The organism is Microbacterium sp. WCS2018Hpa-9 (genome assembly GCF_031843745.1).
Classification (GTDB): Bacteria; Actinomycetota; Actinomycetes; order Actinomycetales; family Microbacteriaceae; genus Microbacterium.
Genome location: NZ_JAVTIY010000004.1, coordinates 250,160 through 265,575, shown reverse-complemented (window position 1 = coordinate 265,575; position 15,416 = coordinate 250,160). Strand labels below are relative to the sequence as shown.

At 67.8% G+C, this 15,416-nt stretch carries 12 protein-coding genes and 1 tRNA gene; 11 read left to right on the top strand and 2 right to left on the bottom strand.

The genetic code is table 11. The features are described 5' to 3' along the window. Positions 1 to 153 precede the first annotated feature (153 nt). The 11 genes from RQG82_RS10595 to RQG82_RS10545 all read left to right on the top strand — a co-directional run bounded on the left by RQG82_RS10595 (position 154) and on the right by RQG82_RS10545 (position 11,485). A complete protein-coding gene (locus RQG82_RS10595; RefSeq protein ID WP_311259048.1) occupies positions 154 to 1,449 on the top strand; it encodes an extracellular solute-binding protein in 1,296 nt (431 codons plus the stop codon). A 67-nt stretch (positions 1,450 to 1,516) separates the two neighbouring features. Further along, on the top strand, positions 1,517 to 2,518 hold the full coding sequence (locus RQG82_RS10590; RefSeq protein WP_042537052.1) for a carbohydrate ABC transporter permease: 1,002 nt from the start codon (positions 1,517 to 1,519) through the stop codon (positions 2,516 to 2,518). Next, entirely contained in the window at positions 2,515 to 3,408 is an 894-nt protein-coding gene (locus RQG82_RS10585; protein ID WP_311259047.1) for a carbohydrate ABC transporter permease, read from the top strand. The genes RQG82_RS10590 and RQG82_RS10585 overlap by 4 nt, the downstream gene beginning before the upstream one ends. A 2-nt stretch (positions 3,409 to 3,410) precedes the next feature. Beyond that, positions 3,411 to 4,088 (top strand): hypothetical protein, encoded by a 678-nt coding sequence (locus tag RQG82_RS10580; protein WP_311259046.1) that lies wholly within the window; start codon positions 3,411 to 3,413, stop codon positions 4,086 to 4,088. Positions 4,089 to 4,131: 43 nt separating this feature from the next. Further along, the gene (locus tag RQG82_RS10575) at positions 4,132 to 5,139 is read left to right on the top strand and encodes a LacI family DNA-binding transcriptional regulator (protein ID WP_311259045.1); all 1,008 of its coding nucleotides are present in this window, start codon (positions 4,132 to 4,134) and stop codon (positions 5,137 to 5,139) included. A 73-nt stretch (positions 5,140 to 5,212) separates the two neighbouring features. Further along, positions 5,213 to 5,301 (top strand) — tRNA-Ser (locus tag RQG82_RS10570). Positions 5,302 to 5,573: 272 nt separating this feature from the next. Beyond that, complete coding sequence (nirB, locus tag RQG82_RS10565) at positions 5,574 to 8,102, top strand: nitrite reductase large subunit NirB (RefSeq protein WP_311259158.1); 2,529 nt, start codon at positions 5,574 to 5,576, stop codon at positions 8,100 to 8,102. Next, positions 8,099 to 8,452, top strand: coding sequence for a nitrite reductase small subunit NirD (nirD, locus tag RQG82_RS10560; RefSeq protein WP_311259044.1), 354 nt, complete (start codon positions 8,099 to 8,101; stop codon positions 8,450 to 8,452). Before nirB ends, nirD begins: the two co-directional genes overlap by 4 nt. Continuing rightward, positions 8,449 to 9,684, top strand: coding sequence for a uroporphyrinogen-III C-methyltransferase (cobA, locus tag RQG82_RS10555; RefSeq protein WP_311259043.1), 1,236 nt, complete (start codon positions 8,449 to 8,451; stop codon positions 9,682 to 9,684). The genes nirD and cobA overlap by 4 nt, the downstream gene beginning before the upstream one ends. Continuing rightward, entirely contained in the window at positions 9,681 to 10,811 is a 1,131-nt protein-coding gene (locus RQG82_RS10550) for a uroporphyrinogen-III synthase (RefSeq protein ID WP_311259042.1), read from the top strand. The genes cobA and RQG82_RS10550 overlap by 4 nt, the downstream gene beginning before the upstream one ends. Continuing rightward, the gene (locus RQG82_RS10545) at positions 10,808 to 11,485 is read left to right on the top strand and encodes a CbiX/SirB N-terminal domain-containing protein (RefSeq protein ID WP_311259041.1); all 678 of its coding nucleotides are present in this window, start codon (positions 10,808 to 10,810) and stop codon (positions 11,483 to 11,485) included. The genes RQG82_RS10550 and RQG82_RS10545 overlap by 4 nt, the downstream gene beginning before the upstream one ends. Before the next feature lie 79 nt (positions 11,486 to 11,564). On the opposite strand, the gene RQG82_RS10540 is transcribed toward RQG82_RS10545, so the two are convergent. Together RQG82_RS10540 and RQG82_RS10535 are read right to left on the bottom strand one after the other, a co-directional pair. After that, complete coding sequence (locus tag RQG82_RS10540) at positions 11,565 to 12,485, bottom strand: formate/nitrite transporter family protein (RefSeq protein ID WP_311259040.1); 921 nt, start codon at positions 12,483 to 12,485, stop codon at positions 11,565 to 11,567. Between the two features lie 179 nt (positions 12,486 to 12,664). Then, complete coding sequence (locus RQG82_RS10535) at positions 12,665 to 15,271, bottom strand: excinuclease ABC subunit UvrA (RefSeq protein WP_311259039.1); 2,607 nt, start codon at positions 15,269 to 15,271, stop codon at positions 12,665 to 12,667. Positions 15,272 to 15,416: the final 145 nt, after the last annotated feature.

Genomic DNA, 15,416 nt, shown 5'->3' with positions numbered 1-15,416 from the left:
CCCCACCGCGAATTGCTGGTTGCGAAACGTTTCAATCTCGATTAGCGTGCAGGTAAGCGTTTTCCCCGCACTACGGAGATCGCTTCCCGCACCACATGGACACAGGCGTTCCGCGGCATTGCCGAACGAGGACGTTCACCAGAGAGGACAACGATGTTCAGCAAGAAGCGTCTGGCGGCCGCAGCGGCCGTCGCCACCAGCGCAGCGCTGGTACTCGCCGGCTGCGCCGGCGGCGGCAGCCCCGAGGGCGAGCCCACCTACGACCCCGATGAGAAGGTCACCCTCGACCTCGCGTTCTGGGGCAACGACGTCCGTGCCGATCTCTACAACCAGGCGATCGAGGCGTTCAACGAGGAGTACCCGAACATCACGGTGAACGCGACGTTCCTCGGGTTCCCGGAGTTCTGGGAGAAGCGTCAGACCGAGGCCGCCGGTGGCGGACTCCCCGACGTGATGCAGTTCGACTACTCCTACCTTCGTCAGTACTCCGAGAACGGTCTGCTGCTCGACCTCGAGCCCTACCTCGGATCGGTCATCGAGACCGACCCACTGCCCGAGAACATCCTCAGCATCGGCGTGGTCGACGACACGACCTACGGCATCGCGACCTCGACTAACGCGTGGGGCGTCTTCACGAACCCGACGCTGCTCGAGACCGCGGGCGTCGAAGAGTTCGCCGGCGGCGACTGGGAAGACTACGACGACTGGATGGGCGAGATCACCGAGGCGGGCGCAGGCGAGTTCTGGGGCGGGTCCGACTGGACCGGCCGCATCCAGAACTTCGAGCTGCAGCTGCGCAGCGAGGGCAAGAACCTGTTCGACGAAGACGGCACGCCCGGCTTCGACGAAGACCGCCTCAAGGAGTTCTGGGAGTCCGGCGATGACATCCGCGAAGGTGTCGTGGTGCCGCAGCAGACCGTCGAGGAGCTCACCCCGCTCACCGCGTTCGACGCGGCGAAGAACGCCAGCGAGATGACGTGGGACAACTTCGGTGCCGGCTACCTCGCCAACCTCGGCGAGAGCTACACCGAGCTCGGCCTCGTCGCCCCGCCGGTGACGAAGGAGGGCGCGAAGGACCTGTACCTGAAGCCCTCGATGCTCCACACGATCTCGGCCAAGACCGAGCACCCGGAGGCGGCGGCGACGCTCGTCAACTTCCTGGTCAACTCTCCTGAGTCCGGCGAGATCTTCGGCACCAACCGTGGTCTCCCCGCATCCGAGACCGCTCTCGAGGCAGCTGAGCTCGACCCGATGAGCCAGATCGTCAAGGACTACGAGGAGTCGATCGCAGACCGCCTCGGCGACGCTCCGCCCGTGCCGATCGTCGGCTACGGCACCCTCGAAGAGAAGTTCCGCGTGCTGGGCACCGAGCTCAACTTCGGCACGACGACGGTCGACGAGGCCGTGACGCAGTTCTTCTCCGAGATGGACGTCGTCCTCAACCAGTGATTCCGTCGGTGGGCCGGGTGATCTCCACCCGGCCCACCGCATCCCGCACACTTCGGAAGGAGCTGTCATGAGCACGACGGCGACGAGGACGATCGTCACGGACGAGAAGTCCGGACGAGGGCGAACGCTGCGCAGCGGCCGACGCCCCGAGAAGGAACTGGCACGACCGGGTCAGCGGGCACGTCTGCGCCGCGAGACGGCGACGGGGTATGCGTTCCTGACACCCTGGCTCATCGGCTTCTTCGGCCTGACCGCCGTGCCGATGATCTACTCCCTGTACCTCTCCTTCACGAAGTACAACATCTTCCAGCCGCCCAAGTGGATCGGGCTGGACAACTACATCCGTCTCTTCACGAGCGACCCGAACTTCATCCAGTCGGCGCAGATCACCCTGGTCTACGTGTTCATCGGCACGCCGATCACCCTCGCCGCGGCGCTGGGCGTCGCGATGCTCCTGAACTATCGCGACAAGGGCGCCGGCTTCTTCCGCTCGGCCTTCTACGCTCCGTCGCTCATCGGCGGCTCGGTGTCGGTCGCGATCGTGTGGCGGGCGATGTTCTCGTCCGACGGGCCGGTCGACAGCGGCCTGCAGGTCTTCGGGGTCGACCTCGGCGGGTGGATCGGAAACCCGAGCCTCGTGCTCCCGATGATGATCCTGCTCGCCGTCTGGCAGTTCGGCGCCACGATGGTGATCTTCCTCGCCGGTCTCAAGCAGATCCCCAAGGAGCTGTACGAGGCGGCCGAGATGGACGGGGCGAACGCCTACCGTCGCTTCCGCGCCGTCACCATCCCGATGCTCTCTCCGGTGATGTTCTTCAACCTGCTGCTGGGCCTGATCGGCGCCTTCCAGGTGTTCGCCTCGGCGTACATCATCTCCAACGGCACCGGCGGACCCGCCGGCATGACGAACTTCATCACCGTTTACCTCTACAAGCGAGGATTCTCCGACGGGCAGATGGGCTACGCGGCAGCGATCGCGTGGGTGCTGCTGATCGTCGTCGCGATCATCGCCTTCATCCTGTTCCGCACCCAGCGGTCGTGGGTGCACTACTCGGGAGACGACAAATGAGCATCACAGAAGCCGTCGTCACGGCATCCGCCCCCTCGCCCCGTCGGCGCGTGAAGCGCAAGACCTGGCAGACCGTCATCTGGTTCGTCGGCCTCCTCGTGCTGACCGCGGTCGTGCTCTACCCGCTGCTGTGGCTGTTCCTGTCGACGTTCAAGCCGAACTCCGAGTTCGGTCAGAATCCCGGCCTGTTCCCGCAGTCGCCGACGATCGAGAACTACGGCAAGGTCATGGAGGGCATCGCCGGAGTGCCGATGTGGCGCTTCTTCCTGAACTCGCTGATCCTCGCGGCATCCGCCGTGGTCGGCACCGTGCTCTCGTCGGCTCTCGCCGCGTACGCATTCGCTCGGGTGCAGTTCAAGGGTCTCGGGGTGCTGTTCGCCGCGATGATCGGCACGCTGCTGCTGCCGTTCCACGTCGTGATCATCCCGCAGTACATCATCTTCAATCAGCTCGGATGGGTCGACACCTTCATCCCGCTGATCCTGCCGAAGTTCCTCGCCACCGAGGCGTTCTTCGTCTTCCTGCTCGTGCAGTTCATCCGCCAGATGCCGCGCGACATGGACGAAGCGGCCCGCATCGACGGCGCCGGCCACTTCCGCATCTTCTGGGCGATCATCCTGCCGCTGATCAAACCGGCCCTGATCACCTGCGCGATCTTCTCGTTCATCTGGGCGTGGAACGACTTCCTCGGGCCGCTGCTCTACCTGACCAGCCCCGAGAACTACCCGCTGCCGATCGCGCTGCGCCTCTACAACGACCAGTCGTCGACGTCGGACTACGGCGCGACGGTCACAGCCTCGTTCGTGGCGCTGTTGCCGGTGCTGCTCTTCTTCGTGGTGTTCCAGCGCTTCCTCGTCGACGGCGTGGCCACGCAGGGACTGAAGGGCTAGCCATGTCGGTCATCAGCGGACAGCGTCGGGAGCACCGGGCGGCGAAGCGCGAGGCGCGCTCGGGCGCCGGTCCCACGGTCGCCGGCATCGAACCGGGCGTCAACCCCGGGGCGACCGCGAAGTTCGGTCTGTTCGGCGAGGTGCTCACGATCGGTCTGATGATGACCCTCGTGGCCCTCGGCGTCGTCACCCTGCCGATCGCGCTCGCCGCCGGCATCCGTCATCTGCGTCGCTTCGTCGCCGCGGAGGACTCCCGGGCAGGGCTGTTCTGGGACGACGTGCGTGCCGGCATCCTGCCGTCGCTCGTCGTGGGTGTTCCGGCCGTGCTGATCGCGGGAGTGCTCGCACTCGACGTCGTGCTCGCAGGGTCGGGCGCGCTGCCGGGCGGAGAGGTCATCGCGGTCATCGGCTGGGCGGGCCTGCTCGCTCTCGCCGTCGCGATTCTCTTCGCGGCAGGAGCCTGGTCTCCCCAGCAGGGGTGGCGTGCAGCGGTGCGCGGGATTCCCGCAGCCATCCGAGCGGATGCCGCTGGTGCCGCCTACATCGCGGCCGCTGCGGTCTTCACCGGGGTCGTGACCTGGGCGCTCGCGCCGCTGTTCATCGCGGGGATCGGCTGTGCGGCGCTCGCCGTCGTCGCCGTGCCCGCGCGTCGCAGGCGCGGAGTGCACCGCGCGGAATGAGAAGGTAGTCGTTGGCGCACGCGCGGACAGACGGAGGCATGCCATGGCGGTAGGGGTGAAGGACGTCGCTGCTGCGGCCGGCGTCTCGGTCGGCACCGTCTCGAATGTCCTCAATCAGCCGGAGCGCGTGTCAGCCAAGACGGTCGAGCGCGTGCAGCGGGTGATCCAGGAGCTCGGCTTCGTGCGCAACGACGCGGCCAGACAGCTGCGCGCCGGTCGCAGCCGCAGCATCGGACTCGTGGTTCCCGACATCGGCAACCCGTTCTTCGCCGAGGTGGTCAGGGGAGCGGAAGATCGAGCAGCGGATGCCGGAATGACCGTGTTGCTCGGCAACAGCGACGAGCGTGACGAGCGCCAGGTGGCGCATCTCGAGCTCTTCCAGGAGCAGCGGGTCAACGGTGTCCTGCTCACCCCGGCGACGGACGATCTCACGGCCGTGCACCGCTTCGCCGCCGGCGGCATGCCGGTGATCCTCGTCGACCGCGAAGTCGAGGAGGGTGTGCTGCCCTCGGTCTCGGTCGATGACGTCGAGGGCGGGCGTCTGGCCGCAGACCATCTGCTGTCTTCAGGGCGTCGTCGCCTGGCCTTTGTCGGAGGGCCGCAGTCGGTGCAGCAGGTCGCCGATCGTCTTCGCGGAGTGCAGCTCGCCGTCGAGGCGCACCCCGATGTGACGCTCGAGGTGTTCGAGCAGTCGGCGCTCACGGTTCTGCAGGGCAGGGCTGCCGGTGAGGCCATCGCTGCGCGTCCGGCGGAGTCTCGACCCGACGCCGTCTTCGCCGCCAACGACCTGCTCGCCGTGGGGCTGCTGCAGGCGTTCAGCTTCGGCTCCGGCATCCGCGTGCCTCACGACATCGCGATGGTCGGATACGACGACATCGACTTCGCCTCGGCCACCGTCGTGCCGCTGAGTTCGGTGCGCCAGCCGGCCAGGCTGCTCGGCTGGACCGGCGTCGACCTGCTGCTCAAGGAGCTCGATGGGGTCGAGCACGACCGTCGGGTGCGCTTCCAGCCCGAACTCGTGGTGCGGGAGTCGAGCTCCGGCGGTCGTTGACCCCCGATTCGTTCCTGCCAGACGAACCCGTTATGCTTGCAAGGTGCATCCGCTCTTCACGGTTCGGATGCCTGGAGACGTCGCATAGTCCGGCCGAGTGCACCACCCTGCTAAGGTGGAGTCCCCTCACGGGGACCAGGGGTTCAAATCCCCTCGTCTCCGCAGTCTGAGGTCTCAGGACATCATGAACGGCTGAACCCCCGGTTTCGGGGGTTCAGCCGTTTTTTCGTTGGTAGTTCTTGGTCGGGTCGAGGGTCAGTGGCGCGACGGTCTCACATCGGCGTTACCCGGATGTGAGCAGAACGTTCGCTCGGCGTAACAGCGACTCGTCTCTCCGCGAAACACCGGTTCTCTACGGTCGGACTACGGACAGAGGAGGGCTCGTGATCGCTCGTGGCAGCACATCGGCAGATGTCGTGGTGGTCGGTGCAGGCATGGTCGCGCATCGTTTCGTCGAGAGTCTGCTCCGGTCCGAGGGCGATACGCGCTCCGTCACCCTGATCGGCGAGGAAGCACGAGCGCCCTACGACCGCGTCGGGCTGTCCTCATACTTCGCGGGTGCCAGCGCCGACGACCTCGAGCTCGACGCCGGCGTCCTTGCCGACGACCGAGTGCACTTCATCCGAGACGACCGGGTCATAAGCATCGATCGCAGCGCGCGGTCGGTGCGCACGCGGTCAGGCGCGATCCATGCGTACGGCACGCTCGTACTCGCGACCGGTTCGTATGCACTGCGGCCGGCGATCGACGGGGCGAAACTCCCCGGATGCTTCGTGTATCGGACGATCGACGACCTCTCGGCGATCCGTGATTTCGTCGCACACCGTGAGGTGCAGCTCGGGCGCCCGCTTCGCGGCACGGTCATCGGTGGTGGTCTGCTCGGGCTCGAAGCCGCGGGTGCGCTGCAGGGGCTCGACGTCGGATGCACCGTCGTGCAGTCCGCCGACCGGCTCATGTCCGCGCAGCTCGACCTGGCGGGCGGAACGGTACTCCGGCGCCTCATCGAATCGAAGGGGATCGCGGTCCGAACCGGGACGCGGACGACACGCCTGGACCCGGATGCATCGGGGGCAGTCGCGACACTGCAGTTCCAGGACGGCACCATGCACGACACCGACATCGTGATCTTCACGGTCGGCGTTCGTCCGCAGGACTCGCTCGCAAGGCTCGCTCAGCTCGATGTGCATCCGTCCGGCGGTGTGCTGATCGATTCCCGGTGCCGCACCGCCGACGAGCACATCCTCGCGATCGGTGAGGTCGCCAACTACGACGGGCGCTCGGTCGGGCTCGTCGCCCCGGGGTACGCGATGGCGGAGGTGGCGGCGACCCGACTGCTCGGGGGCGACGCGACGTTCCCCGGGTACGACGAATCGGCCAAGCTCAAGCTCTCGGGTGTCGACGTCGCGAGTTTCGGCGACGCGATGGCCGTCACCCCCAATGCCCTCGACGTGGCGTACACCGACCCGGTGAGCGGCGTCTACAAGAAGCTCGTCCTCTCCGATGACGCGAAGACGCTGCTCGGTGGCATCCTCGTCGGCGACGCCTCGGCCTACGGGGCCCTGCGTCCGTTGGTGGGCGCGCCACTGGGTGCCGACCCCGCCGCCTATCTGTTGCCCGAGGCCGGTGCCGCCCTCCCCGACAACGAACTCTCAGACGACGCGGTCGTCTGTTCCTGCTCGAATGTGACCGCCGGGCGTATCCGCGAGGCCGTCCACGCGGAGGGCTGCACGGATGCCGCAGCCGTGAAGGCGTGCACCAAGGCGGGCGCCACGTGCGGATCGTGCATCTTCGCCGTGAAGAAGATCGTCGGGCAGGAGATGACCAAGCTCGGGCAGACGACTTCCGATGCGTTGTGCGAGCACTTCGTGATGTCACGCCGGCAGCTCTTCGACGCTGTGCGGGTGTCGGAGCTCTCGACTTTCAGCGCGATCATCGCGCGCTTCGGCACCGGGCGTGGCTGCGACATCTGCAAGCCGGCCCTCGCCAGCATCCTTGCCGTGCTGGTCGGAGCGCATGTCCTCGACGGTGAGAACGCTTCGCTGCAGGACACCAACGATCACGTGATGGCCAACATGCAGAAAGATGGCACCTATTCGGTGGTGCCGAGGATGCCTGGGGGCGAGGTCACGCCGGCGGGGCTCATCGCGATCGGCAACATCGCCGAGTCGTACGGCCTCTACACGAAGATCACGGGCGGACAGCGCATCGACATGTTCGGTGCCCGCCTCGAGCAGCTGCCGCAGATCTGGCAGCGACTGGTCGACGCCGGCTTCGAGTCGGGACAGGCGTACGGCAAGGCGCTGCGAACGGTGAAGTCATGCGTCGGCTCGACTTGGTGTCGTTACGGGGTGCTCGACGCGGTGGGGATGGCGGTGCGGCTGGAGTTGCGCTACCGCGGACTGCGAGCGCCGCACAAGCTCAAGGTGGGCGTCTCCGGGTGCGCACGAGAATGCGCGGAGGCTCGCTCGAAGGACGTCGGGGTGATCGCGACCGAGACGGGCTGGAACATGTACGTCGGCGGCAACGGAGGGTTCTCGCCGAGGCACGCTGAGCTTCTCGCGTCTGGTCTCGACGACGAGGAGCTGATCCGCGCCATCGACCGCTTCTTCATGTACTACATTCGCACCGCGGATCGTCTGCAGCGCACCGCCGGGTGGTGCGCAGAGCTCGACGGCGGGCTGGATGGACTGCGGTCGGTGATCTTCGACGACGACCTCGGCATCTGCGATGACCTCGACACGGCGATGTCCGTGCACGTCGATCGCTACGAGGACGAATGGGCCGCGACCCTGCGGGACCCGGTGAAGCTCCGGCGGTTCGAGTCGTTCGTGAACGCGACGGACACCCCCGACCCCTCCCTCGCCTATGTGGCGGAACGAGGCCAGGTGCGCCCGGCCACGGCGGAGGAGCGCAGCGACGGTTCGGTATTGATCGCGGGCACGACGCTGGAGGTGCGGCGGTGACCACCACCGGCAGTCGAGTTCGAGTGTGCCGTGTCGGCGATTTGGAGGTCGAGCGCGGCAGGGCTGCGCTCTTCGGGACGGTCCAGGTCGCACTCTTCCTGCTGGCGGACGCTTCGGTGCACGCCGTGTCGAATCTCGACCCGTACAGCGGTGCGCACGTCATGTCACGCGGCATCGTCGGCAGCCGGGGCGAGGCGGCGACCCTTGCGTCGCCGATGCACAAGCAGGTGTTCGATCTGCGCACGGGCGAATGCCTCGAGACGCAGGGCAGGGAACCCGCTTCGCTGCGGGTGTGGAGCGTGGTCGTCGTCGACGATCACGTCGAGCTCGACATCGAGGAGATCCGATGACCGTGATGCTGGGTGTCAATCTGGCGGGACGCGACGTGCTGCTCGTGGGAGGAGGTCAGGTGGCCGCGAAGCGGCTCTCTCGCTTCCTCGCCGAGGGCGCGAGTGTGCGGATCGTCGCACCGGCGCTGCACGAGGACACTGTGCGGCTCGTGGAGAGTCACGGAGTCGCCTGGCAGGGTCGGGAGTTCCGCGCGGCGGACCTCGCGGGTGCGTGGCTGGTGCACACCGCGACTGGCGACGTCCATGTGGATCGCGCGGTCGGCGAGCAGTGCGAGCTGCAGCGGGTCCTCTGCATCAACGCCTCGGACGGCGCACACGGATCGGCCAGGCTGACTGCACAGGCGGAAGTCGGCGACGTGACGGTCGCGGTCACCAGCACCGTCGGCGCGGATCCTCGCCGCTCCATGGCCGTGCGCGATGCGATCATCGCTCTGGTCGGCGATGGCCGCCTGCCGCTCCGGCGCAGGCGGGGCGGGCGCAGCGGCCGTGTCGACCTGGTCGGCGGCGGTCCTGGTCCCGCGGATCTGATGACCGTGCGCGCGAGGAGACTGATCGCGGAGGCCGATGTGCTCGTCACCGATCGACTCGGACCGGCAGCCGAGATCGTGCAGGGACTCGCCCCCGATGTCGAGGTGATCGACGTGGGCAAGCAGCCGGGACGACACCCGGTCCCGCAGGAGGAGATCAACCGGATCATCGTCGAGCGCGCCGCTGCCGGTCTGCGGGTGGTGCGTCTCAAGGGCGGCGACCCGTTCGTCTTCGGGCGTGGGGGCGAAGAGATGCTCGCCTGCCTCGCTGCAGGTATCCCGGTCGACGTCACCCCGGGGATCACGAGCGCGATCGCGGTGCCGCAGTCCGCCGGCATCCCGGTCACGCATCGCGGCACGGCGGCCGCCTTCCACGTCGTGAACGGGCAGGGCGGGCTCGGGCCGGGTACCTTGGAGGCCATGGCTGATGCGACGGTGACGACGGTCATCCTGATGGGCGTCGCAGTTCTCGGGCGACTGGTGGAATCCGCGATCGCGCACGGCGTTCCGAAGGACCGTCCGGTCGCATTCGTAGAGAGCGGGCACACACCGCAGCAGCGCACGACGCGCACGACCCTCGGGCGTGCCGTCGAGGACGCTCTCGCCGTCGGGCTCCGCAATCCCGCCGTGATCGTGATAGGAGAGGTCGCGAGCGAGCGCCTGCTGCTGCCCTCGCCGTCGACCATCGGGGCTGCTCTGGCGTGACGATCCGTGCCCCCCTCTCGCCGGCTCTGGCCGGATGCACCATCGTCGTGGCCGCAGACAGGCGCGCGGGCGACCTCGTCACCGCTCTCGAACGCCGAGGGGGGCAGGTCTACCGTGCGCCGGCGCTGAGCATCATCCCGAACGAAGACGACGAGGATCTGCTCGCCTGCACCCGTGATCTGATCGCGGATCCGCCGGACATCGTGATCGTGACGACGGGCGTCGGGTTTCGCGGCTGGATCGACGCAGCGCACGAGAACGATCTGGCAGAAGAGCTGTCGACCGCGCTCACAGGTGCTCAGTTCGTCGCTCGGGGGCCGAAGGCGCACGGCGCGATCCAGCAGGCGGGGTTCACAGCCGACTGGGTTGCGGAGTCCGAGACCTCGGCGGAGGTGGCCGAGTACCTCACGGCTGAGGGCGTCGCCGGGCGTCGCATCGCGATCCAGCACCACGGTGCGGGTGCCGACGGACTCGACGCGTTGCTCGCCGACCTCGGCGCCGATGTCGTGAGCATCACGGTCTACCGCTGGGGGCCGCCGCCCGACCCGCAGATCGTGCACCGCTCCGTGATGCAGGCCGGCTCCGGCGAGGTCGACGCCGTGCTCTTCACCTCCGCGCCGGGTGCAGCCGAGTGGGTCCGGGCCGCGATCCGCGCTGACACGCTCGACGCGATCCGCCGACGCGCGGAGGCTGGACGTCTGCTGCTCGCAGCCGTCGGCCCTATCACGGCGGCACCGCTGCGCAGCGCTGGGCTGCACGCCACGCTCGCCGCGCGCGGAAGGCTCGGTTCGCTGGTTCGCTGCGTCGTCGACTACTTCGCCTCCGGAGCAGCCCCGCAGCGGCGAACGGCTGCGGGCACCATGGAGATGCGCAGCCGCGGCGTGCTGCTCGACGGGCGCTTCGTGCCGCTCTCCCGTGCCGGCTCCAGCATCCTCAGCGAACTCTTCGATGCTGCGGGCCGGGTGGTCTCCAGGGAACAGCTCGGGCTCGTGTTGCCGCGGGGCGGCGAGAACGTGCATGCCGTCGAGATGGCGGTCGCGCGGCTCCGCGAGGCGCTCGGTGGAGCCACCGCCATCCAGACAGTCGTGAAGCGCGGGTATCGGCTCACCATGGAGGAAACCGAATGACCACACTCGTCGCCTGCTCTCACGGCACGGACTCACCGGCGGGACGGCGCACGGTCGAGGCGCTCGTCGACCTCGTTCGGCAGGGGATACCGGACTCGCGGGTCGTGCAGGCGTTCGTCGACGTGCAGGAGCCCACGTTGCTCGATGTGATCGAGCAGGAGCGGGTGCTCGACGACGTCATCGTGGTGCCGCTGCTGCTGTCGGTCGGCTTCCACACGGCCGTCGATATCGCTGACGCCGTGCGGCCGCACGACAACGTCCGGCAGGGGGAGCCGTTGGGCACACACCCGCTGATCGCCCAGGTGCTGGCCACCCGTCTGTATGCGGCCGTCGAGGGCATGTGGCGCCCGGGCGACCACGTCGTTCTCGCTGCCGCCGGTTCGAGCAATCCGGCAGCCGTCGCCGATGTCGCTGCGGCGTCGGAGCACCTCGCTCGCCTCATCCCCGCCCCGATCACGATCGGATACGCCTCGGCAATCGATCCGAAGATCGGGGAGGCCGTCGCCGCAGCACGGCGAGACGGGGCGACACGGGTGATCGCGGCGAGCCACGTCCTGGCTCCCGGATACTTCGCCGGACTCGTGGAGAAGTCCGGCGCGGACCGGGTATCCGCCCCCCTCGGTGCCGACGAGCGGATCGCGGACGTCATCATCGATCGATTCCGCTCCGCCTGACGCGTATGCGAAACGCCCGGCACGGCGCGCGCAGGGGAAGAGGGCGGATGCCGCAGCATCCGCCCTCTTCCCCTCGGTGTCAGACGCGCGAGGGCTCGAGTTCCGAGCTGGCCTCCTGGCGGGTCACCGAGGTGGTGTCGGCGGGTGCTTCGGCCATGACGGAGCGCGTCCGGCGCAGGGCAGCGCGTGCTTCGCGGGTCTTCCGAGCCTTCGGGCGTCCGTGCGTGAAGTAGATCGGGAGCCCGACGAACACGAGACCCCCGACGAGATTGCCGACGACGGTGGGCAGCTCGTTCCAGACGATGTAGTCCCACACCGTGAAGTCGGCGCCCATCAGCAGGCCTGACGGGAACAGGAACATGTTGACGATGGAGTGCTCGAAGCCCATGTAGAAGAACAGCATGATCGGCAGCCACATCGCGACGATCTTGCCGATCGTGCTGTCCGAGACCATGGCCAGCACGACGCCCGTCGAAACCATCCAGTTGCAGAGCACGCCACGTATGAACAGAGTCAGCATCCCGGCTGCGCCGTGGTCGGCGTACCCGACCGTGCGACCGTGTCCGATTTCGCTGATCGCCTCGCCGACGGCGCTCGGCGCGGTCGAGAACCCGTAGGTGAAGTAGATCGCCATCAGGATCGCCACCAGGAAGGCGCCGCCGAAATTGCCGAGGAAGACGAGGCCCCAGTTGCGCATCAGCGACCCGAACGTCGCTCCGGGGCGACGGTCGAGCACTGCGAGTGGCCCGAGAGTGAAGACTCCGGTGAGCAGGTCGTACCCGAGCAGATAGAGCATCACGAACCCGACCGGGAAGAGCACTGCGCCCAGGAGCGGCTGACCGGTCTGCGTCGAGACCGTGACGGCGAAAGCCGCGGCGATCGTCAGCAGGGCGGCGCCCATGAAGGCGCGGATGAGGGTGTCGCGAGTGGACAGCTGCAGTTTGTATGCGCCGGCGTCGACCATGCGGGTGGCGAGCTCGGCGGGCTTGATGTATGACACATGACCTCCACGGGACGGGAGCACGGATGCTCAGCTGAATCGAGCATGGACGAGCGGCGTTTCCGGCGACCACACGCGAAGTTACGTCTGTGGAGCGAACGCCTCACTTCATCGATCCGGCGGTGTGAGATGTGCAGCCTTCGTCGGTCTGGTCCGCAGTAGATTTCCTGGTCAGAGGCTCATTCTGAGTTCTTTGCCGCGAGGGCATCCGCAAGATACGAAGCCGTCGTGCTCCTGCTCGCCGAGGCGATGGAGTGCGGAGTCCCTTGCGCCACGACCGTTCCACCGAGGTCTCCGGCGCCAGGACCCATGTCGATCACCCAGTCGGCCTGCGCGACCACGCGCATGTCGTGCTCGACCATCACGACCGTGTTGCCGGCGTCCACGAGATGCTGCAGATGCACGAGCAGCCGATCGGTGTCGGACGGATGCAGCCCTGAGGTGGGCTCGTCGAGCAGGTAAAGGGTGTCGCCGTGCTGGGCACGCCGGAGTTCGGATGCCAGCTTCACGCGCTGCGCCTCACCGCCGGAGAGCTCCGTCGCCGACTGGCCCAGCGGCAGATACCCCAGTCCCACGTCGAGAAGGGCGTCGAGGTGTCGAGCGACGTCGGCATCGTCGGCGAAGAGAACACGCGCGTCGTTCACGCTCAGGGCGAGCACGTCGGCGATGGTGTGCCCGTGGAGTTCGATCTCGAGGGTGTCCGGGTTGTAGCGGGTGCCGCCGCACGTGCTGCAGGGAGCATGGACGGTGGGGAGGAAGAGCAGTTCCACCTCCACCGTTCCCTCGCCCTTGCAGGTGGGGCATCGTCCGCTCGGCAGATTGAACGAGAACCGGCTCGCGGCGTATCGCCGACGGCGTGCTTCCGGAGTCGCGGCGAACAGAGCCCGGACGCGGTCGAAGAGCCCCGTGTACGTCGCCACGTTCGATCGTGACGTGCGGCCGATCGGCTTCTGGCTGACCTGCACGACCCGGCGCACGCGGCCGGCGGGACCGGACGCGCGCCCCGCCGTCTCCGCCGTCGGCGAGGAGAACAGCGGATCAGCTGTCGCGACGCTCTGCTCGTCTCTCGACGTGTCGATCGTCGAGCCGTCCACCTCGCTGGAGAGGCTCTTCTGCAGCAGATCGGGCAGGGCCTGGGTGACGAGAGACGTCTTGCCCGATCCGGAGACGCCGGTGACGGCGGTGAGACAGCCCAGCGGGATCGACACCGAGACGCTGCGGAGGTTGTTCCGTGAGACGTCGGTGAGCACGAGTTCGCCGTCGGGCTCGCGAGGGCCCGCCTTCGGCGTCTGCTGTTCGGCGCGCGAGGCATCGGCGAACAGGTAGCGCCGGGTCTGGGAATCCTCGGCCTCGCGGAGCCCGTCGATCGGACCCGAGTAGACGATCTCGCCGCCTGTGGCTCCCGCGCCGGGGCCGATGTCGACGATCCAGTCCGCGTGCCGGATCACGTCGAGGGAATGCTCGACGAAGAAGACCGTGTTGCCCGAGTCCCTGAGCGAGCGGAGGATTCGCACGAGCGCTTCGCCGTCGGCGGGATGCAGCCCGGCAGACGGCTCGTCGAGCACGAACATGACCCCGAACAGCTGCGAGAGCACCTGGGTCGCGAGACGCATGCGCTGCAGCTCCCCGGACGAGAGGGTGGGAGTCGACCGATCCAGCGAGAGGTATCCCAGACCGAGCTCGATGATCGGAGAGACCCTGTCGCGCAGCTCGTCGACCAGACGCTGCGCGGCGAGCTGCTTCTCGGGCGCGAGCGCTTCGCTGTCGGACCCGGCGGCCGATCCGCCGTCGGACGGGTTGAGGGCCGTCTCGAGGAGAGCCGAGAGGTCGGCCAGCGGCAGCGCGGCCATCTCGGTGATGTCGAGACCGGCGAACGTCACGGCGAGCGCCTCGGGCTTCAGTCGGCGTCCGTCGCACATCGGGCAGCGGACGCTGATCATGAAGCTCGCCGCCTTCTCTCGCATCTTCGCGCTCTTCGAGTGGGCGAAGGTGTTGAGCACATACTGCTTCACGCCGACGAACGTGCTCATGTACGACGGTTCGATGCCGGCGGCGACTGCTTTGCGCACCTGCGCCGGACCGCGGTCGGTGAAGACCGGAACCTGAGGAGATTCCTCGGTGTACAGCACCCACCGGCGCTGCTCCTCGGGCAGATCGCGCCACGGGATGTCGATGTCGTAGCCGAGAGAGATCAGGCTGTCGATGAGCTGCTTGCCGTGCCACGCCCTCGGCCAGGCGTCAAGAGCACGGTCGCGGATCGACAACGACTCGTCGGGGACCATGAGGCGCAGGGGCACGTCGTAGACCTGCCCGATCCCGTGGCACTGCGGGCACGCGCCCTGCACGGTGTTCGCGGAGAAATCCTCTGCGAACAACGGCTCCGCCCCAGGCGGGTAGGTGCCGACGCGTGAGAACAGCATGCGCACGACGTTGCCGATCGACGTGGCGCTGCCGACGGTCGACCGAGCACTTCCTGCGGTGCGCTGCTGGGGGAGGGCGACCGCCGGGGGCAGCCCCTCGATGGCATCGACGTCGGGGATGTCGACCTGGCTCATCAGGCGCCTCGCATAGGGCGCCACCGACTCGAAGTACCGACGCTGGGCTTCGGCGTACAGCGTGCCGAACGCCAGCGAGCTCTTGCCCGAGCCCGAGACGCCCGTGAAGGCGACGAGAGCGTCACGAGGAATCGCGACGTCGACATCGCGAAGGTTGTGCACACGTGCGCCGGTCACGACGATGGAGTTCGACGTGCCCGAGCGCTTCGACGGTGGGGTCCTGCCCATCATGGACCTCTTCTCGTCTCCCGCGAAGAGCGGGGGTGGATGCGGCGATCGCCGTCTCTGCGCCACGCTACCCCGCCCGTCGACTTCGCGGGGGTGCTTGACAGCGGTCGGTCGATCGGGAAGGCGGGCCGATCAGCCGAGTCGCACG